Origin of the sequence: Bacteroides sp. 2_2_4, assembly GCF_000157055.1 — a bacterium.
Lineage (GTDB): Bacteria > Bacteroidota > Bacteroidia > Bacteroidales > Bacteroidaceae > Bacteroides > Bacteroides ovatus.
This window is the reverse complement of sequence record NZ_EQ973359.1, coordinates 56,410-81,248: the sequence shown is the minus strand read 5'-3', so window position 1 is coordinate 81,248 and position 24,839 is coordinate 56,410. Positions and strand designations below refer to the sequence as shown.

20 protein-coding genes are annotated in these 24,839 nt (G+C 41.1%); 16 read left to right on the top strand and 4 right to left on the bottom strand.

The genetic code is table 11. The features are described 5' to 3' along the window. Positions 1-13 precede the first annotated feature (13 nt). The 3 genes from BSCG_RS16710 to BSCG_RS16720 all read left to right on the top strand — a co-directional run bounded on the left by BSCG_RS16710 (position 14) and on the right by BSCG_RS16720 (position 4,201). Positions 14-3,139, top strand: a complete 3,126-nt coding sequence (locus BSCG_RS16710) for a DUF6298 domain-containing protein (protein WP_008775699.1) — start codon at positions 14-16, stop codon at positions 3,137-3,139. A gap of 176 nt (positions 3,140-3,315) precedes the next feature. Further along, a complete protein-coding gene (locus BSCG_RS16715; protein WP_004296026.1) occupies positions 3,316-3,867 on the top strand; it encodes an RNA polymerase sigma factor in 552 nt (183 codons plus the stop codon). A gap of 82 nt (positions 3,868-3,949) precedes the next feature. Next, a complete protein-coding gene (locus BSCG_RS16720; protein WP_004309749.1) occupies positions 3,950-4,201 on the top strand; it encodes a hypothetical protein in 252 nt (83 codons plus the stop codon). Between the two features lie 118 nt (positions 4,202-4,319). On the opposite strand, the gene BSCG_RS16725 is transcribed toward BSCG_RS16720, so the two are convergent. Beyond that, positions 4,320-5,573 carry an MFS transporter gene (locus BSCG_RS16725; RefSeq protein WP_008775698.1) on the bottom strand — a complete coding sequence of 418 codons (1,254 nt, stop codon included), beginning with the start codon at positions 5,571-5,573 and terminating at the stop codon, positions 4,320-4,322. A gap of 77 nt (positions 5,574-5,650) precedes the next feature. Here BSCG_RS16725 and BSCG_RS16730 point away from each other — a divergent pair, with 77 nt between their 5' ends. Genes BSCG_RS16730 through BSCG_RS16740 form a run of 3 tightly spaced genes read left to right on the top strand, consistent with a single transcriptional unit; the run spans position 5,651 to position 7,645 of the window. Then, positions 5,651-6,418 carry a threonine/serine exporter family protein gene (locus BSCG_RS16730; RefSeq protein ID WP_008775697.1) on the top strand — a complete coding sequence of 256 codons (768 nt, stop codon included), beginning with the start codon at positions 5,651-5,653 and terminating at the stop codon, positions 6,416-6,418. A gap of 1 nt (position 6,419) precedes the next feature. Next, complete coding sequence (locus tag BSCG_RS16735; RefSeq protein ID WP_004318282.1) at positions 6,420-6,905, top strand: threonine/serine exporter family protein; 486 nt, start codon at positions 6,420-6,422, stop codon at positions 6,903-6,905. An 11-nt stretch (positions 6,906-6,916) separates the two neighbouring features. After that, positions 6,917-7,645, top strand: a complete 729-nt coding sequence (locus BSCG_RS16740) for a DUF6064 family protein (protein WP_008775696.1) — start codon at positions 6,917-6,919, stop codon at positions 7,643-7,645. Between the two features lie 149 nt (positions 7,646-7,794). Here the strand turns inward: BSCG_RS16740 and BSCG_RS16745 are convergent, their stop codons facing one another. Both BSCG_RS16745 and BSCG_RS16750 read right to left on the bottom strand, forming a co-directional pair. Next, a complete protein-coding gene (locus BSCG_RS16745; protein WP_008775695.1) occupies positions 7,795-8,604 on the bottom strand; it encodes an SDR family oxidoreductase in 810 nt (269 codons plus the stop codon). 37 nt (positions 8,605-8,641) lie between these two features. After that, positions 8,642-9,262 (bottom strand): HAD family hydrolase, encoded by a 621-nt coding sequence (locus tag BSCG_RS16750; RefSeq protein WP_008775694.1) that lies wholly within the window; start codon positions 9,260-9,262, stop codon positions 8,642-8,644. Positions 9,263-9,517: 255 nt separating this feature from the next. Here BSCG_RS16750 and BSCG_RS16755 point away from each other — a divergent pair, with 255 nt between their 5' ends. The 3 genes from BSCG_RS16755 (at position 9,518) to BSCG_RS16765 (ending at position 14,570) form a co-directional block, all read left to right on the top strand. Next, positions 9,518-10,633, top strand: a complete 1,116-nt coding sequence (locus BSCG_RS16755) for a tetratricopeptide repeat protein (protein ID WP_032849463.1) — start codon at positions 9,518-9,520, stop codon at positions 10,631-10,633. A gap of 509 nt (positions 10,634-11,142) precedes the next feature. Further along, positions 11,143-14,280, top strand: a complete 3,138-nt coding sequence (locus BSCG_RS16760; protein WP_008775691.1) for a DUF2723 domain-containing protein — start codon at positions 11,143-11,145, stop codon at positions 14,278-14,280. A gap of 11 nt (positions 14,281-14,291) precedes the next feature. Continuing rightward, entirely contained in the window at positions 14,292-14,570 is a 279-nt protein-coding gene (locus BSCG_RS16765; protein WP_004296016.1) for a DUF3098 domain-containing protein, read from the top strand. On the opposite strand, the gene BSCG_RS16770 is transcribed toward BSCG_RS16765, so the two are convergent. Further along, positions 14,542-15,561 carry an arginase family protein gene (locus BSCG_RS16770; RefSeq protein WP_004296015.1) on the bottom strand — a complete coding sequence of 340 codons (1,020 nt, stop codon included), beginning with the start codon at positions 15,559-15,561 and terminating at the stop codon, positions 14,542-14,544. The genes BSCG_RS16765 and BSCG_RS16770 overlap by 29 nt on opposite strands. A 91-nt stretch (positions 15,562-15,652) precedes the next feature. Between BSCG_RS16770 and BSCG_RS16775 the strand changes: the two genes are divergently transcribed. From BSCG_RS16775 to BSCG_RS16805, 7 genes are all read left to right on the top strand, one after another. After that, positions 15,653-16,003 (top strand): winged helix-turn-helix transcriptional regulator, encoded by a 351-nt coding sequence (locus BSCG_RS16775; RefSeq protein WP_004296014.1) that lies wholly within the window; start codon positions 15,653-15,655, stop codon positions 16,001-16,003. A 95-nt stretch (positions 16,004-16,098) separates the two neighbouring features. Further along, positions 16,099-16,650 (top strand): RNA polymerase sigma-70 factor, encoded by a 552-nt coding sequence (locus BSCG_RS16780; RefSeq protein WP_004296013.1) that lies wholly within the window; start codon positions 16,099-16,101, stop codon positions 16,648-16,650. Between the two features lie 97 nt (positions 16,651-16,747). Beyond that, entirely contained in the window at positions 16,748-17,722 is a 975-nt protein-coding gene (locus BSCG_RS16785) for a FecR family protein (RefSeq protein WP_004296012.1), read from the top strand. A gap of 124 nt (positions 17,723-17,846) precedes the next feature. After that, positions 17,847-20,468, top strand: a complete 2,622-nt coding sequence (locus BSCG_RS16790) for a carboxypeptidase-like regulatory domain-containing protein (RefSeq protein ID WP_032849462.1) — start codon at positions 17,847-17,849, stop codon at positions 20,466-20,468. 148 nt (positions 20,469-20,616) lie between these two features. Further along, positions 20,617-21,720: an MBL fold metallo-hydrolase gene (locus BSCG_RS16795; protein WP_004318262.1), complete on the top strand. Its 1,104-nt coding sequence runs from the start codon at positions 20,617-20,619 to the stop codon at positions 21,718-21,720. A 187-nt stretch (positions 21,721-21,907) separates the two neighbouring features. Then, positions 21,908-23,416, top strand: coding sequence for a 4Fe-4S binding protein (locus tag BSCG_RS16800; protein ID WP_008775687.1), 1,509 nt, complete (start codon positions 21,908-21,910; stop codon positions 23,414-23,416). Between the two features lie 19 nt (positions 23,417-23,435). Further along, on the top strand, positions 23,436-24,839 hold the full coding sequence (locus tag BSCG_RS16805; protein ID WP_008775686.1) for an aldo/keto reductase: 1,404 nt from the start codon (positions 23,436-23,438) through the stop codon (positions 24,837-24,839).

Sequence of the window (24,839 nt, the reverse complement as noted above, 5' to 3'; positions counted from 1 at the left end):
AAAGTTTATTGTAATGAATATACAAGTAAGAACGATCCTTTTAGGATTATTGAGCATTGGGTTTGTGCAAAGTTATGCGCAAACCTTTGCTTTACAGGTTAAGAATGACCAGATCACTTACCTGAATGATGATCGGGGAAACCGGATTCTCGATTTCTCTACATGCGGATATAAATCCTCCGAACAGGATATTCCTTCTGTCCGTAATGTGGTATTTGTACCCTGGAAAGCCGGAGATAATACTGCACGTATTCAACGTGCCATTGATTATGTAGCTTCGCTGACTCCTGACGCTTCCGGTTTTCGGGGAGCCGTATTACTCGATCAGGGAGAATTTTCCCTGTCCGGCAGTATTCGTATCTCCGCATCCGGAATTGTATTGCGGGGTACGGATAAAGAAAAAACAATACTGCTGAAAAAGGGCGTGGACAGAGGTGCGCTTATCTACATGGAAGGAATGGATGACCTGAATGTACAAGACACATTGAAGGTGCTTTCCCACTATGTTCCGGTAAACGCGAGAACATTGGAAGTCGCTTCGGGTGTTTCTCTGAAAAAAGGAGACCGTGTCATGGTTACCCGTCCTTCCGGCAAAGAATGGATTGCCTCTTTGGGTTGTGATATTTTTGGAGGAGGTATCAGTGCTTTGGGATGGAAAGAAGGTGACATGGATCTGACTTGGGACAGAACAGTCTGCGAAGTAAACGGCAACCAGGTAACACTGGATGCTCCGCTGACCGTAGCTTTGGATGCCAACTATGGAACTTCTTCCCTGTTGACTTATCAATGGAACGGACGTATTCATGATTGTGGCGTAGAAAATATGACACTGATTTCTGATTACGACAAGCGTTATCCTAAAGACGAGGATCATTGCTGGACAGGTATTTCCATTGAGGATGCGGAAAACTGTTGGGTGAGACTGGTTAATTTCAAGCATTTTGCAGGAAGTGCTGTAATTGTTCAGCGTACAGGTTCCAAAATTACCGTTGAAGACTGTATCTCGAAAGAACCCGTTTCAGAAATCGGAGGGATGCGTCGTTGCACTTTCCATACGTTGGGACAACAAACTTTATTTCAACGCTGCTATTCGGAACAGGGTATTCATGACTTTGCTGCCGGATATTGCGCAGCCGGTCCCAATGCTTTTGTACAATGTGATTCGTACGAATCTTTGGGATTCAGCGGTTCTATTGATGCCTGGGCGTGCGGACTGTTGTTTGACGTAGTAAATATCGACGGTCATAACCTGACTTTCAAGAATTTGGGACAAGATAAAAACGGAGCCGGTTGGAATACGGCAAACAGCTTGTTTTGGCAATGTACCGCAGCGGAAATCGAATGTTATGCCCCGGCAAAAGATGCGATGAACCGTGCATACGGTTGTTGGGCACAATTCTCCGGTGACGGTGAATGGGCACAGTCCAACAATCATGTACAACCTCGCAGTATTTTTTATGCTCAATTGGAAGAACGGTTGAACAAAGAATGTGCAGAACGTGCACGTATTCTGCCCAGAAATACAAGTGCAACCAGTAGTCCTACAGTGGAAGTAGCTATGGAACTCGCTAAAGAAGCATATAAACCACGGTTGACGTTGGAACATTGGATCGGCGATAACAAGTTTGCTCCTTCGGTGGCATCAGCCGGAGTAAAATCAATCGATGATATTAAAGAGAAAAAGAGCGCTGCACTTGCAAAATCTTCTTCTTCTTCTTCTGCTGCTAAATTATTAACCCAACCGGAAGTAACTGTAACCAATGGACGTATTCAGATGGACGGTGCTCTATTGGTAGGAGGCAGTCATACCACCCCTTGGTGGAACGGAAAGCTCAAAACCAATTATCTGAAAAAGGCAAGTCCGGCCATCACCCGCTTTGTGCCGGGACGTGAGGGATTGGGATTAACCGACCGCATTGATTCTGTAGTCGACTTCATGAAACAGAAAAACATTCTTGTTTTCGATCAAAATTACGGTCTTTGGTATGACCGTCGCCGGGATGACCACGAACGGGTTCGCCGTCGGGATGGTGATGTATGGGGACCTTTCTATGAACAGCCATTTGGTCGTAGCAGTCAGGGAACAGCATGGGAAGGATTGAGCAAGTATGATTTGAAACGCCCCAATGCATGGTACTGGAGCCGCTTAAAAGAATTTGCAGAAAAAGGAAATAAGGACGGACTGCTGTTGTTCCATGAAAACTATTTCCAGCACAATATATTGGAAGCCGGTGCGCATTGGGTAGATTCTCCATGGAGAAGCAGCAATAACATCAATCAGACCGGATTTCCTGAACCTGCTCCATTTGCCGGAGACAAACGAATCTTTGTAGCGGATATGTTCTATGATATCAGTCATCCTGTTCGTCGTGAACTGCACAGACAATATATCCGCCAATGCCTGAATAACTTCGCGGACAATTCGAATGTTATTCAGTTGACAAGCGCCGAATTTACAGGCCCGTTGCACTTCGTACAATTTTGGTTGGACGTGATAGCTGAATGGGAAACTGAAACCGGGAAGAAAGCGAAAGTGGCATTGAGTACAACGAAAGACGTACAGGATGCAATCCTTGCAGATCCTAAACGCGCTGCCGTAGTAGATATTATTGATATTCGATACTGGCATTATAAGACGGACGGAATCTTTGCGCCGGAAGGTGGAAAGAATATGGCGCCACGTCAGCACATGCGTAAGATGAAAGTGGGAAAGGTGACTTTCACAGAAGCATATAAAGCTGTCAATGAGTATCGTCAGAAATTTCCTCAAAAGGCAGTGACATTCTACGCACAGAATTATCCGGCTATGGGATGGGCTGTATTCATGGCAGGAGGTTCATGTCCTGTAATTCCGTGCACAGATAAAGCGTTACTGAAGGATGCAGCAGCTATGGAAGTGGAAGAAACAAATACGGACGAGTACAAGAAAATGGTAAAATCTGATATTGGAAGTATCATTTATTCCAAGTCCGGAACAGAAATTCCTGTTCAATTATCGTCCGGAAAGTATGTATTAAAGTACATTCATCCTGCTTCCGGAAAGATTGAAACGATAAATAAATCGCTGAAAATAAATGGCTTATACAATCTAAAGGTACCTGATAAGAAAGAAGGCATTTATTGGTTCCATAAGTTATAAAGCAGAGAATCCCGTTGAAGACCATTCAGCGGGATTTTTGCTTTTTATTGGTAATTTCTAGTAAAAGAGTGTTATAAAACATGATACTTGTTTTTTCAATCCACAAACCAGATTTTACCCAAAGTTGCGGTCGATACTGCTTAGTTTTGCAACATCAAATCAATCGAATTAATGCTATGATGGAACAGACTAATCATTCAACCGACACTTTACTCGCTTCTTTTCAAGCGGGAAACATGGCAGCTTTTTCACAGCTGTATAACTTGCACATCAATGTCCTTTTTAATTACGGATTGAAGTTGACCATTGATAAAGAGTTACTGAAAGATTGTATTCATGACATCTTCGTGAAACTCTATACAAAGAAAGATGAATTAGGAACAATCGATAATTTGAGATCTTATTTATTCATCTCCTTAAAGAATAAGTTGTGTGATGAACTTCGCAGACGTATGTATATGTCTGATACGGCAGTAGAAGAAGTTAGCATATCCACTCCTACAGATGTAGAAGATGATTATATGGAAGAAGAGCAACGCAAGAATGAATTTTCATTGGTTAGACGTCTGCTCGACCAATTATCTCCCCGCCAACGCGAAGCGCTTACATTATATTATATAGAAGAAAAGAAATACGAGGATATCTGCGAGATTATGAATATGAATTATCAGTCTGTACGCAACCTGATGCATCGCGGATTGACAAAGTTGCGTAGTCTGGCAAGTTAATTTTAGTAAAAAGGTAAATGGGTTGAGTACATAGACAGGATAACGCCGTCCTACTTATGTAAACGCTTAAAAAGGATGCGATATGTGCTCAAAGGTAATGGATTTTTTGACGGATGATGATTTTATCAACTATGTGCTGGGTGTAACTCCGCAATCAGCTTCCCAATGGGAAACTTATTTCAGAGAGCACCCGGAAGAGATGGCAGATGCAGAAGAAGCTAAAGCTGTATTATTGGCTCCGGCAAATGTAGACTGTGGCTTCTCAATAGTTGAAAATAACGAATTGAAAGATAGGATTATTAGTAGTATAAAAGATTTTTCGGGTATTTTGTAGATAGGTTAGTATAGTTAAGATAAAGTAGTTAGGTTAGTTAAGGCATTAAAAGATTGACGCGGCCTTTCACAGGAAGTTTAATTTTAAACACTGTGAAAGGCTGCGTTTTTTATTTGTTCTATTCAGGTTTATCGCCAGATTCCTGAATATTGAAAGCACTACTGAAACTGACTATTAATACGATACATCCGCCCAATATGCCGATAAGCATATAAGCGATACGGATATCGAACGCCTGCGAGATGGCACCGATAAGCAGGGGAGCAATCAACGAACCTATAAAACTGATGCTTGACAGAATGGTAAGTGCAATACTGACCGGTGTTTTTGATTTGGCTCCCACGAAGCTGTACAAAGTAGGCACAATGCAGGATATTCCCAAGCCGACCAGCATGAAACCCAAAGAATTGATAATTACTTTCATGGCCATAGATCCAAAAACTCCTCCTAACAGGGCAGAAACAAAAAAACCGATACAGATAAAGCTGCCCGCCAGTTGCAGGACTTTCTTCTTTCCCCAAAGCTGATAAGCGTAGTTAGTCAGAAAACGGCCCGTTGCCATCATAATCATAAATACAAGAAAACCGATTTGCAATGATTTAGGTACATGAACCACTGATTCGAAATAAACGGCACTCCAGTCGAACATCGCACTTTCTACAATCAGTGCGAACAGTCCGACAAGTCCTAACTGCAAAAGCAACATTTCCGGTTTTTGAAATAACAGGCGAAAACCATTGGGAGCTTTGGCTGTATTTCTTTCCTGCGTCTTTGTATCAGAAACTTCCGTTTCCTGCGATGTGCTCTCCTGCAAATATTTCCGCCCGGAAAGTGCAATTATAAGGATGATGATAAATATCAGTGTATAATGCCAGATGGGGGAGACTCCTGCCAAAATCATCACGAAGCCGATAAGTGCTCCTGCACATGCCCCCAGACTCCATCCTCCATGAAAAGTGGCCATAATGGTTTTACCATAGATACGTTCCACCTCAATGCCTTGTGTATTGAATGATATATCGCACAAATTCCAGCACACACCGAAGCAAAAGAGCAGAAAGCCTAAAAGATAGACCTCATGGGCCAGCCCAATGCAAAGCAGAGATGAAGCGTATCCCAAGATACTGACCTGTACCATGCTCCGGCTTCCTAACTTCGAAACAAGATAACCAGCCAAGGGGATCGCGACAAATTTTCCGACAGGGATCATAAATAAAATCAGTCCCCAGTAGAAAGCATAATTTGCGGCAAAAACGTCTTTGAAATCAGGGATTCGGCTGGCCCAACTTGCCATACAAAGTCCTTGAGCGAAGAAAAAAGTCAATATGGCAAAGCGTATTCTCTCTTTTGGATGCGTAAATTGGTTATTCATGCATTTTTTATTTTTAATCGCGGCAAAGGTATCTATTTTTTTTGTACTTTTGCGCCCGATTTAAAAATATCATATTCATGAAGACAGGCGAATCTTTATTATCCATAGGTAAATTTATTGCAGAATATTCAGCCCATTTAATGGGAGCCGGAGTACACACCTCGCGGGTGGTACGCAACACAAAGCGTATTGGAGAGGCTTTCGGACTAGATGTCAAATTAAGCGTATTTCATAGAAACATCATTCTGACCATTATAGACAAAGAAACAAACGAGGCTTGTAACGAGGTTATAGACATTCCTGCACACCCGATCAGTTTTGAACATAATTCAGAGTTAAGCGCATTAAGCTGGGAAGCAGTAGACAATCATTTGTCATTGGAAGAATTGAAAGATAAATACAAGAAGATCATTTCTGCTCCGCGGATACACTCTCTTTTCGTATTATTATTAGTAGGATTTGCCAATGCCTCTTTCTGTAAATTATTCGGCGGTGATTTAATTTCGATGGGAATCGTGTTCTCGGCTACCATTACAGGATTCTACCTGAAACAACAAATGCAGGCGAAAAAGATCAATCATTATGTTGTATTTATTGTTTCGGCTTTTGTTGCTTCCCTGTGTGCTTCCACCGCGCTGATTTTCGACACAACTTCGGAGATTGCCATGGCAACCAGCGTGCTTTATCTTGTGCCTGGGGTTCCCTTGATTAATGGCGTGATTGATATAGTGGAGGGATATGTATTAACAGGATTTGCCCGTCTGACAGAGGCTTCTTTGTTGATTGTCAGCATTGCTATCGGACTTTCCTTCACATTATTAATGGTAAAAAACAGTTTAATTTGATATGATAGCACTTGACATTCTTACGGATGGATTTTTTGCAGCAGTAGCAGGTATAGGATTTGGGGCGATTTCCGATCCTCCTTTGCGTGCATTCAAGATGATTGCCATACTGGCAGCATTGGGACACGCTTGTCGTTTTTGTTTAATGACTTATTTAGGCGTGGATATTGCCACAGGTTCGTTGTTTGCCGGATTAGTCATCGGCTTCGGTAGTTTGTGGTTAGGGAAAAAAGTATATTGCCCGATGACGGTATTGTACATTCCGGCGTTGCTTCCCATGATTCCGGGAAAGTTTGCATACAACATGGTATTTTCACTTATCATGTGTCTGCAAAATGTGAATGATCCGGATAAGCTGGACAAGTTTATGTCGATGTTCTTCTCTAATACTCTGATAGCAAGCACAGTGATTTTCATGTTGGCGGTAGGAGCTACGTTCCCGATGTTCCTGTTTCCACATAGAGCCTTTTCATTAACAAGACACTAAAACGAACTTTTATGGAGATTTTTTGGAGAACAATTGCATATTATAATTCAGCTACCTGGCTTTTACAGATAGTTATCATTCTGATTGGTATTGCATTGACCGGAATGCTTATCGGCCGACCACGTCCGTGGGTGAAAATGGCGATGAAGTTCTATATGATAGGTCTGTATACGTGGATTTCTCTGGTCTACTATTATATCTACTGTGAAGAGCGTAGTTATAATGGAGTAATGGCTATGTTTTGGGGGGTGATGGCTATCATTTGGATTTGGGATGCGATTACGGGATATACTACCTTCGAACGTACCCACAAATATGATCTACTGTCTTATGTGCTGTTAGCAATGCCTTTTATATATCCTTTGGTTTCATTGGCACGCGGACTTTCATTCCCAGAAATGACTTCTCCGGTCATGCCTTGTTCGGTAGTGGTGTTTACTATCGGATTGTTATTGCTGTTTGCGCAAAAGGTCAATATGTTTTTGGTATTGTTCCTTTGCCACTGGTCGCTGATCGGATTATCCAAAACTTATTTCTTTCAGATTCCGGAAGATTTCTTATTGGCAAGTGCCACAATCCCCGGCCTGTATCTTTTCTTTAGGGAGTATTTCCTGAATAATCTGCATGCCGACACCAAGCCGAAAGCAAAATATATCAATTGGCTGTTGATAAGCGTTTGCGTCGGACTGGCCGTGTTGCTGACTACTACCATGTTTTTGGAATTGGTTCCGAAGGGTTAATCTGGAAACATAGAAGATATTCAAATCAAAAAAGAGGCCGTTCAAAAAAGCCTTGATTTTATAAAATCGTCCTTACTACGATAGACTGTAGTAAGGACGATTTTTCTTTTAGGAACTTTGGGAACAGTTTCTTTTATATATAGTATCGTTTACTTAATTGCGTAGAATATCCGTAAGGCACACTGCATCACTGCATCAGGCAACCATTTTTTGCTCTTCGCAAACAATACCTGTATCCAGGGACCTACTTTCGTCCGAAAAGGAGGATTGGTACGTTCCACTATCTTACAGATGGCAGCACCCAACTTCCGCGGATGGCATCCATTACGTTCTTCTTTTTCTATAATCTCCAATGATTTCAGAAAACTTTCTCCGTAATCGGCATCCAGTCTTGTCTGTTCGGAGATATTCCGGTTATCAGTAAATCCGGTGTTGAAATCTCCCGGTTCTACTACACAAACCTTTATATGGAACGGATGAACCTCTAAAGCTAATGCTTCGCTATATCCCTCCACTGCAAATTTCGAAGCAGAATAAAATCCCTGATAGGGGATTCCCATTACACCACCGATAGAGCTGATATTGATAATCTTGCCCTTTCGCGCCTTTCTCATAGATGGCAAAACAGCTTTACACATATTCACTACGCCGAAGAAGTTTGTATTCATTTGTATATTCACTTCTTCTTCAGTGGCAAGTTCTAATGCGCCGCCGATACCTATTCCGGCATTATTAATCAATACGTCAATCCGTTCCTGCTCCGATAGAATCCGCTCTACGGCCTGACAAACGGAAAAGGAATTGGTGACATCGACAACAAGCATTTTTACATGATTCATGTCTTCGGAAGGTTTCCGGCTTGTTCCATAAACGATGTGTCCTCGTTCCGATAACATTTGAGCGGTAATCTTGCCGAATCCGGAAGATGCTCCGGTGATAAGTATGACTTGTGGTTGCATATTTTTTATTTGCGATATGGTACTAACTGCTCAATTATCATTTCTGCAAGATAGCAGTCATTTCTTCCCGCCAATCCGCACCATTCTTCGGTTGGAACGTTTCAAATCCGAGTTCTTTACCGATTTGGATATTCGAAGCACCGTCATCTACAAATAAAGTTTCGGAAGGAATGATATTACAATCATTCACCATATAATCGAATATTTCCGGTGCAGGTTTCGTGTGACCGACTTGATAAGACAAATATAGTTTGTCACAATAATCATTCAACGGCTTTTTCTTCGATGAGAAATCGGGGCCGCATGCCCACGACATAACAAAAGGATTGGTATTACTTAAAATATACACATGATAGGACTTTCTCAATTCCAATATATAATCGAGCTTATTTAGATTTACTTCGTTGAAAAAGCCCAGCCATGCCTGTTTGGTTTCCTCCATCGTCAATGGACGGCCACATAAATCCCCCAGTTGTTTCCGAAACTCATCCGCACTTAGCTTTCCTTCTTCCAGTTCTTGAAAGATGCCGGTCTGGTGATATTTATCCAGCCGGGTATCAACATCTGCCAGTCCCAGTTTGATAAATGCCTGAACCGCTTTGTCACGATCAATATCTACAATCACCCCTCCAAAATCAAATACAATGTTTTTAATCATGATATATAATTTTTTTGTTTGCTACAAAGATACGGCTTATCTTCTTAATTAACAGTGCACAACGGCTTGATATTTGTCAAAAAAACATAGTGACGCTATCCTTGCCAAATAGTGTCACTATCACACCCGGATAGCGTAGCTATAAGGAGAGGATAGCGTCACTATACTTTTTGTATGACTTAGGGAAGGATAAATACCGATTATTTTTTATATTTGCAAATCCAATCAATCCTTTGTAAAGACAAAAATAGAGTTATGAATAACCTTCGAATTTTATTGTATATGATGCTCCTTTCATTGGCTGCATGTCATCCGGAAGGAACGAGTGTGAAGCAAGGGTTAGACAAAGCCGCACAACTCATGGCACAGGACCCGGATACGGCATCTATTATTCTTGAGACTATTCAGACAAGTCAAATGAATGAAGCTCAACTGGCAGAATATAATTTATTGTGTACCCAGCTCAACGAGGATAAAAACATTCCTCATTCCTCTGATAAGCAGATCAGGCAGGCGGCATCTTATTATGAGAAGAATGGCAATGAATATCAAAAATCCAAAGCATATTATTATCTTGCCTGTGTAGAAAGTGATCTGGAACAGAAAGAGGAGGCAGAAATCCACTTTAAGGAGGCAATCAAACTTGCCAAAGAAACAGAGGAATACGATCATCTGGCAAAAATCTGCAAACGATGTAGTCTTTATTATCAGAAATACGGTAACTTTGATGAAGCACTGGAAATGGAGAGAAAGGCATACGCCAGTCAGTTGATGTTGAATGACGGTAAAAGCGATTCTTCAGTAATTCTTTCTTCTGCTTTAGGAATGTTTGGTGTGATGTCTTTGTTACTTGGGCTACTCTGGAAGAAAAATCGGCACGCACTTTCCCAATTGGATCTTTTCAAAGAAGAAATACTGAAAAAAGATGTTGAATCGGATAAGCTGATTTTGCAATGTAACCATCTCGAAGAGAAGTATCAGTCTCTTCAACTACATATCTATGAAAGTTCCCCCGTTGTCTCAAAAGTACGACAGTTTAAAGAACGGAATGTTTTGTCTTCTAAAATCCCTTCTTTCTCCGAGAAAGACTGGACAGAGTTGCTGCGACTTCAAGAGAATGTCTATGGACTTGTTTCTAAATTGAAAGAGATAAGTCCAAAACTCACAGAAGAAGATTTAAGGGTATGTGCTTTTCTACGGGAAGGAGTTCAACCGGCTTGCTTTGCTGATTTAATGAAACTGACTACAGAGACGCTGACCCGGAGAATCTCCAGAATAAAAACGGAGAAACTGATGTTGGCAAATTCTAAAGAGTCACTGGAAGATATTGTGAAATCATTGGGGGATCTTTCATTTTGTGCAAGAAATTAATTATTATCTGGTAATGATTCATTATCTCCTTACTACATTTAAGGCTTTTCGTTGCAGAGATTAATGTTTTTTGGTACAGAAATTAGTAATCTTTTATGCAGTCGGGTAGTTGTCCCGTTATAACGGGACGATGGGCATCCTATAGGGTGACAAATGTCACTTTATAAGGTGATATTTGTCATTCTGTAATATGATTATCTGTCTTTAGAAGAATGAAAGTCATTAAAGATACGAAATTAAATAGCAAAAAACAAGAGTGGCACTTGTTTTTCCTAATATCCCAATAGTTTTTTCATATTTGATACATTGTCATTTTTATGCCATTTACTTTACTATGCCATTATTAATTTGTACCTAATTTATCCTCTGTCTGTTTTTGTCTATCTCTTCACTTTTATTATTATTGATTATCAACATATTATCATTGACGACCGTCCGTATCCGTCCGGTAAAAAATGCCTGTTTTAGCAGTATGTCCTGTAACTTTGCAAATAAAAAAGTACAGAACAATGAGCAACTTATTATTTAAAAGATGGAATGATTTCGGTGGGTGGCTGGTCTTTCTGATAGCAGCATTTGTGTATGGGATGACCATCGAACCAACCGCAAGTTTCTGGGATTGTCCCGAATTTATTTCTTGTGCTGAAAAATTACAGGTAGGGCATCCGCCGGGAGCACCTTTCTATATGCTTGTCGGCAACCTGTTTACCCAGTTTGCTTCCGATGCTTCGCAAGTGTCGGGAATGGTCAACTTTTTAAATGCACTATTGAGTGCCGGTTGTATCTTGTTTCTTTTCTGGAGTATTACCCGATTAGTGAGAGCCTTGCTTGTGGGCGATGAACGGAAATTATCTGTTATGGATGTTATTATCATTCTGGGAGCAGGTTTTGTGGGAGCTTTAGCTTATACTTTCAGTGATACATTCTGGTTTAGTGCGGTAGAGGGGGAGGTATATGCCTTCTCTTCTTTCCTCACAGCCTTGGTATTTTGGATGATTCTTCGCTGGCAGGATGAAGCAGATTCTGTGTCCGGTGACCGCTGGATTATCCTGATAGCCTATATTATAGGGCTTTCAATCGGAGTGCATTTGCTTAATCTGCTTTGTATTCCTGCCATTGTATTAGTGTTCTATTACCAAAAATATCAGACTCTATCACTCAAGGGAGTTATCGGGGCCATTGCATTATCCGGTATTCTTATTGTATTGATTCTTTTTGTTTATATACCCGGAATGGCTGATGTAGGAGGATGGTTCGAATTATTCTTTGTCAATGTGATGGGATTACCCTTCCAGTCAGGATTGATCGTCTTTCTGGGTTTGGTCCTGTTTTTACTGATAGGAGCCATTTATCGGTTCAGAAAACGCATCGTGAATACCGGTTTGTGGTGTTTACTCATGCTCACCATAGGATATACCACCTATGCGGTCATACTCATTCGTGCCAATGCTAATACGCCGCTCAACGAGAATGCACCGGATACTATTTTCACACTCAAAAGCTACCTGAATCGCGAACAGTATGAAAGTGCTCCTTTACTTTATGGGAGAACCTATGCGTCCGAACCGGAGTATGTGCCCGAAGGAGACTATTACAAGGTAAAGACAGAAAAAGGTAGTGCCATCTATCGGCCGGATAAGAAAGAAGGCAAGTATAAAATTATTCGCTATAAGGAAGACGTGTGCTACACTCAAAATATGTTATTTCCGCGAATGTGGAATGATCGTTCGGCCGCTTCTTACAAAGGATGGTCCGGTGGAGGTGCGAATGAGGCTCCTACACAAAAAGAGAACCTGACTTATTTTATCACATACCAACTCAATTACATGTACTGGCGCTATTTCTTATGGAATTTTGTCGGACGACAGAATGATATTCAAGGAAGCGGTGAACCGGAACATGGTAACTGGATTACAGGAATTTCCTGGCTTGATAATCTGCGACTGGGGGATCAAAAACTTTTGCCGGAATCTTTGCGTGAGAACAAAGGTCACAATGTGTTCTATGGCTTACCATTATTATTAGGATTACTCGGTATCTATTGGCAATGGACACGTGGAAAAAAAGGCAAGCAGCAATTCAGTGTCTTATTTTTCCTTTTCTTTATGACGGGATTGGCTATTGTGCTCTATCTGAATCAGACTCCCGGACAACCCCGTGAACGGGATTATGCGTATGCAGGTTCGTTTTATGCGTTCGCTATCTGGATTGGAATGGGAGCCGCCGGATGCTGTGACATGCTTCGCAGGAAACAGGCAAAAATCCTCCCAGTCGGCTTACTTATGCTGCTTTGCCTGTTTGTCCCCATACAAATGGCAAGCCAGACTTGGGATGACCACGATCGAAGCAACCGGTATACCTGTCGTGACTTTGGTGCTAATTATCTGATGACACTTCCCGACAAAGGAAATCCGATCATATTCTGTGAGGGGGATAATGATACGTTCCCCTTGTGGTATAATCAGGATACGGAAGAAGTACGCAGAGATGTACGTATCTGCAATTTAAGTTATGCGCAGACCGACTGGTACATTTATCAGCAACAATGTCCTCTGTACGATGCTCCCGGACTGCCGATCAGTTGGGATCAAAATCAATACCAGGAAGGGAAGAACGAATATGTGGCTGTTCGTCCGGAATTGAAGAAACAGATAGAAGCATTGTATCAGAAACATCCCGAAGAAGCCCGTGATAGTTTTGGAAATGATCCGTATGAAATAAAGAATATCCTGAAATATTGGGTGTTCGCAGAGAAACAGGAATTCCATGTGATACCTACCGATACTATAAATATTTATATTGATAAGGATGCAGTACTCCGTTCTGGAATGATGTTGCCTGAAGCCATTCGTCATTTAAAAGGGGAAGAACTAAGAGATGCAATACCGGATAAACTGTCTATTTCTCTAAAAAATATACGTCTGTTGACTAAAGTGGACTTACTCATGCTCGAGATCCTGGCTAACTGTAACTGGGAACGTCCCCTGTACATGGCTATCTCGGTAGGCAACTCCAGTAAACTGAAATTTGATGACTACTTTGTTCAGGAAGGGTTAGCATTCCGGTTTACTCCTTTCAACTATAAAGAATGGGGAGACGTGGAAGAAGGCAATGGATATGCCATAGATACGGAGAAGCTCTACGAGAATGTGATGAACAGATATAAATACGGTGGATTGGATACTCCCGGACTTTATCTGGACGAAACAACCCTGCGCATCTGTTATTCTCATCGAAGGCTCTTTGCGCAACTGGCTAAAGAATTGGTGAAACAAGGAGACGACATCCGTGCCAGAAAAGTATTGGAATATGCTGGGCAAGCTATTCCGGCATATAATGTTCCTGAAGTATACGAGAGTGGTTCGTATGATATAGCCACCGCTTATGCTTCCATAGGAGAAACGCAGAAAGCGACCGATCTATTGAATCATCTGATAGCAGAATCGGAAAATTATATCGACTGGGCTTTCTCATTGGGAGATAACCGGATAGGGATGGTTCAACAGGATTGTTTGTATAGGTTCTGGCAATGGAATCAGTGTAATGAATTACTGAAGAGTATGGATAAAGAGAGATATGAACAGAGTAATCAGCAATTTGAAAAGAAATATATGCGCTTTACTCAACTAATGAATTATCACAACTAAACTCAAAGAATATGAAATCGAAAAGAATAAGAGAAGAAGAAATAAAAACAGTATTGGGCAAAAGAAATTACGTCATCTTAATTATCGGCTCTATATTGATTATCATAGGATATATATTAATGAGCGGCGAGGGGAGTACCCTTGCCGCCTATAATCCCGATATATTTAGTGGAACACGCATACGTATTGCCCCATTATTGTGTTTATTGGGGTATCTACTGAATGTATTCGGTATTCTTTACCGTCCTCGTCAAAGGGGATTTAATCTTTCAATAGAGGTAACTGATTGAGCATATTTCTAAGTTTGATTGCCACTCGTGGCATAGGTTCGGCAACTGTAAGTCCTACCAGATCATATTCGGAGGATATATCATTAATGATACGAACTACTTCTTCAATCTTCATGCCGTTAGGCTCAACGCCTACGGCAGCGATTATCTCTGCCGGGTCCAATACATCCATATCGAAATGTATAACCACCTTCGAAACCCCGGTACTTTTCAGCCATTCCATAATCTTTGTACGATCATTGGCAACTTCCTGTGGAGATAATCCTTTAATTCCCAGCTTTCTTTGTCGTTCCTGCATACCCTCATCCCATGAGCGGAGTCCGACAATCAGGGCTTTGGAAGCATCCGTTTTTCCCGGAAGTAATTCCATTATTTCTTCATCTCCCATTCCCAAACAAGCTGTTAGTGCCATTGCATGATAACCCTTATATTCATCATAAGGCAGATTGATGTCGGGATGTGCGTCTATCCAGACGATAGCTACATCATCCGGGTATCTATTGATTAAATAAGTAAACGGAACAACACTAACGGAACATTCTCCTCCTAAAGTGACAATCCGATCCGGATGATTCTCTTTAAGCAGATCAAGCGCAGCTTTAGTTTGTTTCAGTATGACACTGCGTGCACTGATACCTTTTTCCGTCGCTCTGTCATTTATATCCAGTGAAACCGGAACTTCGACCGTATTCTGACCGGTCTGTGGGGCTAAATAGTTCAATAACTGTGCTCCCAGATAGTAGCCTCTGGATGAATCTTCCGCCGGAATATCAGGCATCCAATGATCTACAATTCCTCCTTGCCATTGAGGATAGATAAAACGAAGAGTTGATTTTTTATTTTCCATATTTACATTGTTTGTTACTTTTTCTTGTGCATTCATTGAAACGACTCCAACGACTAATGCAAGTGATAATAAATACTTTCTCATCTTTTTGAAGCAAAAGTAGGGAATACCTGAAACATCGGCAAGTAGGGACGAATTATTCATATACTGATAAATTTAGCCCTATACTACATTTGGGGATTATTATTTTTGTTTTTGTAGTGATATCCTTATTTTTGCAGAAAAGCAGAAAACTATGTATAAGAAGAAAATTCCTTTTGATATTGATTGTGGGATAAAGATTACGATGGAAGTGATCGGGGGAAAATGGAAAAGTTGCATCATTCAGGAATTATGCACTGGTCCGAAACGTCCCAGCGAGCTGCATCGTTTATTTACCGAGGCAAGTCCCCGGGTCATCAATCAACAACTGAAAGAATTGGAGATGCACGGCATTATCAGCAAAAAGATATTCATGGAGCTTCCTCCCCATTCGGAATATGCTATCACCGAATTGGGAAAGACGCTGATTCCTCTGATTGAGCAACTGGAAATCTGGGGTGATAGCTTTCGTCCGGAGATGAAGAGAATCTTGAAAATAGAATAAATCTTTCTAATATCATTAATATTTCAAAAAAGACCATCTATCTAAAATAAATTATTGCTTCTTTTGTCCTAATGAAATGAAAATTGGGAGATAGTATGAATAACAACATTGATATAAAAACGCTGGAGGCCTTTCAGGATGGGAATCACAAGGCCTTTGAGACTATTTTTATAGCATACTACAACAAAACCAAAACATTCATTGACGGATATATAAAATCAGAACCTGATGCGGAAGAGCTGACAGAGGATTTATTTGTCAATCTTTGGATCAACCGTCATTCGATTGATACGTCCAGATCATTCAATTCTTATTTGCACACCATTGCAAGAAATGCAGCAATCAACTTTCTGAAACATAAATATGTGTGTGATGCCTATCTGAACAATAATCAAGAAACAGGATATAGCTCTACTTCCGAAGAAGACCTTATTGCCAAGGAATTGGAAATGCTGATTGACGAACTTGTCGGAGGAATGCCCGAACAACGGAGAATGATTTATACATTGAGTCGTAACGAAGGATTATCCAATGCCGAAATTGCCGAACGCCTGAATACTACCAAAAGAAATGTTGAAAGCCAGCTAAGTCTTGCTTTGAAAGAAATACGGAAGGTTATTTCATGTTTCCTGGTATCACTATTATAGCATTATATTTTTTTTCATTCTGCTTTATAAAAAAAACTTCCACTTTCTTATTGAGCTTTTTGCCACTAAACTGTATATATAGTAAAGTGCAGCAAAAATGAAGAAAAGTAATATCAGTAAAATCATCAAAATGTTCCTCTCCGCCCGCTTTCCATCTGAAACGGAAGAGAAAGTGCAGAAATGGATCATCAAAGATGAAAATCAGCAGGCGAAAGCTAAAGCCTCATTGGATTATTGGAATGAATTGGACATAGAAGCCGATTCAAGCACTTATGCTTCATTGGAACGGGTGAATTTAAGAACAGGATATAATAAGGAGCATCTGACCAACATAGCTTCTTACCAGAAGTTTGCCCGTGTCGCCGCCGTTATTGTTCCTTTATTTCTATTTGCGGGAGGGATGTTCTACTATCTTTCTCCTCACAACGAAATGATAGAAATATCCGTTGCCTACGGAGAACAGAAGCGCTTAATCTTGCCGGATAGTTCGGAAGTATGGTTGAACGCGGGAAGTAGCATTTTATACCCGGAAACTTTTGCCAAAGATAAACGCTTGGTCATGCTTGACGGTGAAGCTTATTTCTCTGTCAAAAAAGATACTGTAAGTCCTTTTATTGTAGAAACCTCCCAACTCTCTGTGAAAGTTCTTGGAACCAGGTTCAATGTGAAAGCCTATCCTAATGATGAGAAAATAACGACTACATTGACTAGCGGTAAGGTGGAAGTGAGTGTCCGGTCTCAACCTCCCCATATACTAAAGCCCGATGAGCAGCTTACATACGACAAAAAATCATCAGATATTCACATATCAGTGATAGATACGAATGATACAAATTGTTGGATGGCGGGAAAACTAGTATTTACCAATGCCAGCGCCGGAGAAATATTTCGAACCTTGGAAAGGCACTATAACACCACTATTGATAATACAGCAATTATCCCCGCATCCAAACGATATACGGTTAAGTTTCTGAAAGATGAAAGTCTGAATGAAATACTGAATATATTGAAAGATATCATCGGCTTTGATTATCAGCAATATGAAAAGAAAATAGTATTAACCCGACAATAAAAAGAAACAGCCTATGAATAAAAAGAACCGGGAAGCAGCTTGAGACCCTCTTCCCAGTTCTGAAATGTCTACCCTCATTCAACAAGTGACGTAAAATGAAGTATCAACATACAAATATAGAATAATGAATCGAATAAATACAAATAAACGGGCAGGTAAGCTCGCCATTTTTTTATTTTTTACTTTTCTATCTCTTACAACTATTGCACAGAATAAAGATAAAAAGATTACCATACAAAATAAAAATATCTCATTAAAAGAGGCTTTTGCACAAATTGAAACACAAACCGGATATAGCATCGCTTATGAACAATCGAACCTGAATATCGAAAAGAAGCACTCTTTATCATTCAAAAATGTAACCATTGACAAAGCTATGGCTCAACTATTGAAGGAAACCGGATATGTATATAAGATAAAAGGATATCATATTATTATTTCTTCGCAGGATAACAAGCAAAAGCCCGCCAACAATGATACACAAAAACTGACTCAAACCATAAGAGGAATCGTTGTTGATTCCAAAACCAATACACCCATAGAATATGCCTCTGTCTGTATAATAGAAGATCCCTCACGGGGAGGTTCGACTGACGGACGGGGAAATTTCCGGATTAATAATGTCCCGGTGGGTCGTTATAATATTCAGGCATCTTTTATGGGGTATCGCCCAAGTATCATCAGCGAAGTATCTGTCACTTCATCCAAAGAAGTATTTGTAGAGATTCCTATGGATGAGAATGTACAAGATTTGGCTGAAGTACTTGTCAAGCCGGAAATAAAAAAAGACCGGACTGTCAACCCAATGGCTATCACAGGAGGACGTATGATTAGTATTGAAGAAGCGTCCCGATTTGCCAATGGTTTTGACGATCCTGCACGGTTAAGTTCTGCATTTGCAGGTGTAGCAGGAGATGTCGGTACTAATGCGGTTGCCATCCGGGGAAATGCCCCGCAATTTACACAATGGAGACTGGAGGGAATTGAAATACCTAATCCTACTCACTTTGCTGATTTATCAGGCTTGGGAGGAGGATTCCTGTCCGCTTTGAGTACGCAAGTCATCGGCAACTCCGATTTCTACAACGGAGCTTTCCCGGCGGAATACAGTAATGCCCTATCAGGTGTTTTCGATATGCATTTGCGCAATGGTAACAATCAGAAGTACGAACACGCCTTTCAGGTCGGACTCATGGGCATAGATTTAGCTTCGGAAGGTCCTATCAATAAAAAACGGGGAAGTTCCTATCTGGTGAATTATCGCTTTTCTACTACTTCACTGGCATCGGGTAATGACATCAACCTGAAATATCAGGATTTAGCCTTCAAACTAAATTTTCCCACACGTAAAGCTGGAACCTTTTCGATCTGGGGATTAGGATTGATAGACAGAAATAAAGCAGATGTTTTGGAACGTTCCGAATGGGAAACGATGGGAGACCGGTCGTCGGGATATAATAAACTGGAAAAACTGGCAGGTGGCTTAGCGCACAAATATGTACTGGATGAAAATACTTATATCCGTTCTTCTCTATCCGCTACCTATTCCAAAGACCGTTCATTGGCGGACTTACATACCGACGACGCTATTATTAATGTAGCAGATATTCAGAATAGCAGATGGAATTTAGTATTCAATTCATATCTGAATAAGAAATTCAGTCCGAGGCATACCAACAGAACAGGGATTACCATTACGGAACTTAAATATGATCTTGATTACAAAGTCAGCCCTTATTTGGGATTAAACAAACCTATGGAACAAATATCGAAAGGCAGTGGAGAAAGTACAGTCCTCTCGGCATATAGTAGTTCTGTAATAAACTTGAGCAACAATCTGACAACCAGTTTAGGGGTTACCGGACAATATTTTACTTTAAACAAGAACTGGTCGATAGAACCGAGAGTTGCCCTTAAATGGAAAATAAATCCTGCACATTCTTTAGCAGCAGCTTACGGCTTGCATAGCCGCCGGGAAAGGCTCGACTATTACTTTGTTGAACAGATAATCAATGGTAAAAAGGAATCAAACCGGTACCTGGACTTCTCAAAGGCACATCATTTCGGATTCACTTATGACTGGAATATCAATCAGAGCCTACATCTGAAAATAGAACCCTATTATCAATACTTGTTCCACATACCGGTTGAGGAAAACTCCTCCTTTTCGATTATCAATTATGAAGAATTCTATTTAGACCGCATATTGACAAACACCGGAATAGCCAAAAACTATGGAATAGATATAACACTGGAACAATACATGAAAAACGGCTTCTACTATATGATTACAGCTTCATTATTCAAATCGAAATATAGGGGAGGAGACCGTATCTGGCGAAATACGAGACTGGATAAAAGTTTTTTAGTGAACCTGCTCGCCGGAAAAGAATGGATGGTTGGCAGACTCAAACAGAATGTATTAAGTGTAAACGGCCGTCTGTTCTTTCAGGGAGGAGGACGCTATACACCTGTGGATGAAGAAAAAAGTCAGGAAGAAAAAGACATCGTTTTTGACGAGAGCAAAGCATATACTAAACGATTCAATCCATCTATAAACGGTGATGTTTCGATCAGCTTCCGGATCAATAAGAAAAGAGTATCCCACGAGTTTTCTCTGAAAATACTGAATGTGGGTATGCGCACCGGAATGCATTTCTATCAATACAATGAAAGAACGAGTGTAGTAGAAGAAAAAGACGGAGCGGGTCTGATTCCGAACATCAGCTACAAAATTTATTTCTAAATAACTGAACAAGAAAAGGGTTTGTTCACACAATAGACTGACACCCAACAGGCAACTGCTTTCAGTAATTATGGTATAACAATCTGTAATATATATACTAACAAGCTCTCTGAATACCTGTATATTTGCTGCGTGAAATAATTTAGTTATGAATTATATGCGTATCATATTCAAGAAATTCAAAGCACGTATGATTGTAGGATGTATATTAGCTGTAATAGCATTGCTGGCGGTGTCAGTCATTGTTTTTATCAATCAAGCCAGTTTCGGCAGAACTCCCCGTGGGGAACGGCTGGAAAGAGTCATGAAATCTCCTAATTACAGAAACGGAGAATTTAAAAATCAGCATGAAACTCTATTGATGACTTCCGACAGGGGACGTTTTAGCGGAATCTGGGAGTTCATTTTCAGAAAGATAGACGGTTTGCGCCCCGAACAGGCTGTCAAAGCAATAAAAACAGATTTACGCAAGATTGGCCGTAATGAAGAAATATTGGTATGGTTCGGACATTCATCTTACCTGATTCAAACGGGAGGAAAGCGAATATTGGTTGACCCGGTATTTTGTATGGCTTCTCCCGTATCTTTTGTCAACAAGCCATTCAAAGGTACGGAACTTTATACACCGGATGATATGCCGGACATTGATTATCTCGTGATTAGTCACGATCATTGGGATCATTTGGATTACAACACAGTCAAAAAATTAAAAGACCGGATTGGAGCAGTGATTTGTCCGTTGGGTGTTGGCGAACATTTCGAATATTGGGGATTTGATAAAGAGCGTCTGATAGAACTTGACTGGAATGAAGACGCAAACCTCGCTCCGGGCTTTATGATACATTGTTTGCCTGCCCGTCATTTCTCCGGTCGCAGACTTACTGCCAACCAGTCACTTTGGGCTTCTTTCCTGCTAGAAGCTCCTTCACAAAAGATATACATTGGCGGAGACGGAGGATATGATACGCATTATGCAGAAATAGGCAACCGGTTCCCCGGCATCGACCTCGCAATTCTTGAAAACGGGCAATACAACGAAGAGTGGAGCTTAATTCATCTGATGCCCCAATATATGGCACAGACGGCCAGAGATTTAAAAGCGAAAAGAGTTCTGACCGTACATCATTCTAAATATGCGTTGGCCAAACATCGTTGGGATGAACCTCTCAAAAATGCAGAAGAGATGAAGAATAAAGATTCTCTGAATGTATTGATTCCGGAGATTGGAGAGGTCGTGGCATTAGAAAAATAGTGTTTTACCCAATCGGCTAAAGGTTTTCCCGTCTGTTATCAGTGAAATTGGTAAAACATTCTGTAATTTGTATAGTTGAAAAACAAATTTCCCTGATTAACTTTGCAAAGTTGAAATATAGATGGTTCAATCCTGACAGTTTTAGACATTTAGATATAACTACTATAAATTGAAAATTAATTAGTTTATGCTACGTACTATCAGACTTACAACCGCCATTGTGTGCTTTACACTTATTACCCTGCTCTTTCTCGACTTCACGGGTACATTGCACACATGGTTCGGATGGTTGGCGAAAATTCAATTTCTGCCGGCTTTATTAGCCTTGAACATAGGTGTCGTATTGTTTTTAGTTGTACTTACATTCCTGTTCGGACGTATCTACTGCTCTGTTATTTGTCCGTTGGGAGTGTTTCAGGACATTGTTTCGTGGGTATCCGGCAAACAAAAGAAAAACCGGTTCCGTTATTCACCAGCAATGAAATGGTTGCGGTATGGCGTTTTAGGAGTATTCATTATTATGATGGTTGCAGGATTGAACTCTTTGGCTATCTTGCTGGCACCGTATAGTGCTTATGGCCGGATAGCTTCCAGTCTTTTTGCACCGGTCTGGCAATGGGGAAACAACCTGTTGGCGTACTTCGCCGAACGAGTGGATAGTTATGCTTTTTATGAGGTAGATGTATGGATAAAGAGTCTTTCGACGATGCTGATTGCCATTGTTACCCTTGTTGTTCTTTTCATTCTGGCGTGGCGCAACGGACGAACCTATTGTAATACGATCTGCCCCGTAGGTACTGTATTAGGGTTTATATCCAAATATGCGATATTCAAACCGGTAATTGATACTTCCAAATGCAATAGTTGCGGTTTGTGTGCCCGCAATTGCAAAGCATCGTGTATTAATCCGAAAGCTCATGAAATAGATTATAGCCGTTGTGTGACTTGTATGGATTGCATCGGAAAGTGTAAGCATGGAGCCATTACATACACAAGACGGAAACCTAAGAACGAAACAGCTACGAGCGAAGATACGAAAGCAAAGTCTGTCACTACTGAACAGATAGACAATGCCCGTCGTAGCTTCCTTTCAGCATCGGCCATTTTTGCAACAACTTCTGTACTGAAAGCACAAGAGAAAAAAGTAGACGGAGGATTGGCTACTATCGAAGATAAAAAGATTCCCCAAAGAGAAAATCCTATCTATCCTCCCGGTGCTTTAAGCGCACGCAATTTCACTCAACATTGCACAGCCTGCCAATTATGTGTCTCTGTTTGTCCCAACCAGGTATTGCGCCCATCGGACAACCTATTGACATTGATGCAACCGGAAATGTCATACGAACGTGGGTATTGCCGTCCCGAATGTACTAAATGTTCGGAAGTTTGTCCTGCCGGTGCTATTCATCTCACCAGTCTTGCCGAGAAATCAGCTATTCAGATCGGGCATGCCGTATGGATTAAAGAGAACTGTGTACCTTTGACAGATGGAATGGAATGTGGCAACTGTGCCCGCCATTGTCCGACAGGTGCCATACAGATGGTAGCTTCCGATCCTGAAAAAACAGATTCTCCAAAGATTCCGGTAGTAAATGTAGAAAAATGTATCGGTTGTGGGGCGTGTGAGAACCTTTGTCCGTCCCGTCCTTTCAGCGCTATTTATGTGACAGGACATCAGATGCATAGAATTATTTGATCTAAATCAGTATAAGATTATGGAAGATAAAAATAAGAAAGATATAAATAGAAGAGATTTCATTAAGATTGTAGGTATTAGTGCAGCCACGTCGACAGGGCTATTATACGGATGCTCTTCAAAAGGTACTTCCTCTTCAAGCAGCGCAACAGGAGAAGGAGAGGTGCCTACCGATAAAATGACTTACCGCACGTCTCCGACTACCGGTGACCGTGTTTCACTCTTGGGATATGGTTGTATGCGTTGGCCTCTCAAACCTGTTCCCAACGGTAATGGTGAAGTAATCGACCAGGATGCCGTGAATGGACTGATTGATTATGCAATCGCTCACGGAGTAAACTATTTCGATACATCTCCGGCATACGTACAGGGCTTTTCCGAAAAGGCAACGGGTATTGCATTGAGCCGTCATCCCCGTGACAAATATTATATCGCCACCAAGTTATCCAATTTCTCTCCCGATACATGGTCTCGTGAAGCATCGCTCAAGATGTACCACAAATCGTTTGCAGACCTGCAGGTAGATTACATTGATTATATGCTGCTTCACGGCATCGGCATGGGAGGAATGGAAGCCCTTAAAGGACGCTACCTGGATAACGGAATGCTTGACTTTCTAGTGAAAGAACGGGAGGCAGGACGTATCCGCAATTTGGGATTCTCCTATCACGGGGATATCGAAGTGTATGACTATCTGCTTTCACGGCACGATGAATTCAAGTGGGACTTCGTACAGATACAATTGAACTATGTAGACTGGAAACATGCCAAAGAAACCAATACCCGGAATACGGATGCTGAATATCTGTATGGAGAATTGCATAAACGAGGAATTCCATCTATCATCATGGAACCGCTTTTAGGAGGTCGTTTGTCTAAATTGAATGACAACCTGGTGGCACGGCTCAAACAACGCCGTCCGGAAAGTAGTGTCGCTTCCTGGGCTTTCCGTTTTGCCGGTTCATTTCCGGACATTCTGACTGTGTTAAGTGGTATGACTTATATGGAACATCTGCAAGATAATCTCCGCACTTATTCTCCTTTGGAACCGTTGACAGATGAAGAAAAAGAGTTTCTCGAAGAAACGGCACAATTAATGTTGAAATATCCAACGATCCCTTGCAACGACTGCAAATATTGTATGCCATGTCCGTATGGGTTGGATATACCTGCTGTGTTGTTACATTACAACCGTTGTGTCAATGAAGGGAATGTCCCCAGGAACGGGCAGGATGAGAATTATGCGAAAGCCCGACGCGCTTTTCTTGTCGGATATGACCGCAGCGTGCCTAAACTTCGTCAGGCAAGCCATTGCATCGGTTGTAACCAGTGTGTGGCACACTGTCCGCAGAACATTGATATTCCGAAAGAGCTGCATCGGATAGATCAGTTCGTAGAACAATTGAAACAAGGTACTTTATAA

Coding starts and splice junctions, on each gene's coding strand:
- BSCG_RS16710 (WP_008775699.1), top strand. CDS start 14: ATGAATATACAAGTAAGAACGATCCTTTTAGGATTATTGAGCATTGGG.
- BSCG_RS16715 (WP_004296026.1), top strand. CDS start 3,316: ATGATGGAACAGACTAATCATTCAACCGACACTTTACTCGCTTCTTTT.
- BSCG_RS16720 (WP_004309749.1), top strand. CDS start 3,950: ATGTGCTCAAAGGTAATGGATTTTTTGACGGATGATGATTTTATCAAC.
- BSCG_RS16725 (WP_008775698.1), bottom strand. CDS start 5,573: ATGAATAACCAATTTACGCATCCAAAAGAGAGAATACGCTTTGCCATA.
- BSCG_RS16730 (WP_008775697.1), top strand. CDS start 5,651: ATGAAGACAGGCGAATCTTTATTATCCATAGGTAAATTTATTGCAGAA.
- BSCG_RS16735 (WP_004318282.1), top strand. CDS start 6,420: ATGATAGCACTTGACATTCTTACGGATGGATTTTTTGCAGCAGTAGCA.
- BSCG_RS16740 (WP_008775696.1), top strand. CDS start 6,917: ATGGAGATTTTTTGGAGAACAATTGCATATTATAATTCAGCTACCTGG.
- BSCG_RS16745 (WP_008775695.1), bottom strand. CDS start 8,604: ATGCAACCACAAGTCATACTTATCACCGGAGCATCTTCCGGATTCGGC.
- BSCG_RS16750 (WP_008775694.1), bottom strand. CDS start 9,262: ATGATTAAAAACATTGTATTTGATTTTGGAGGGGTGATTGTAGATATT.
- BSCG_RS16755 (WP_032849463.1), top strand. CDS start 9,518: ATGAATAACCTTCGAATTTTATTGTATATGATGCTCCTTTCATTGGCT.
- BSCG_RS16760 (WP_008775691.1), top strand. CDS start 11,143: ATGAGCAACTTATTATTTAAAAGATGGAATGATTTCGGTGGGTGGCTG.
- BSCG_RS16765 (WP_004296016.1), top strand. CDS start 14,292: ATGAAATCGAAAAGAATAAGAGAAGAAGAAATAAAAACAGTATTGGGC.
- BSCG_RS16770 (WP_004296015.1), bottom strand. CDS start 15,561: ATGAATAATTCGTCCCTACTTGCCGATGTTTCAGGTATTCCCTACTTT.
- BSCG_RS16775 (WP_004296014.1), top strand. CDS start 15,653: ATGTATAAGAAGAAAATTCCTTTTGATATTGATTGTGGGATAAAGATT.
- BSCG_RS16780 (WP_004296013.1), top strand. CDS start 16,099: ATGAATAACAACATTGATATAAAAACGCTGGAGGCCTTTCAGGATGGG.
- BSCG_RS16785 (WP_004296012.1), top strand. CDS start 16,748: ATGAAGAAAAGTAATATCAGTAAAATCATCAAAATGTTCCTCTCCGCC.
- BSCG_RS16790 (WP_032849462.1), top strand. CDS start 17,847: ATGAATCGAATAAATACAAATAAACGGGCAGGTAAGCTCGCCATTTTT.
- BSCG_RS16795 (WP_004318262.1), top strand. CDS start 20,617: ATGAATTATATGCGTATCATATTCAAGAAATTCAAAGCACGTATGATT.
- BSCG_RS16800 (WP_008775687.1), top strand. CDS start 21,908: ATGCTACGTACTATCAGACTTACAACCGCCATTGTGTGCTTTACACTT.
- BSCG_RS16805 (WP_008775686.1), top strand. CDS start 23,436: ATGGAAGATAAAAATAAGAAAGATATAAATAGAAGAGATTTCATTAAG.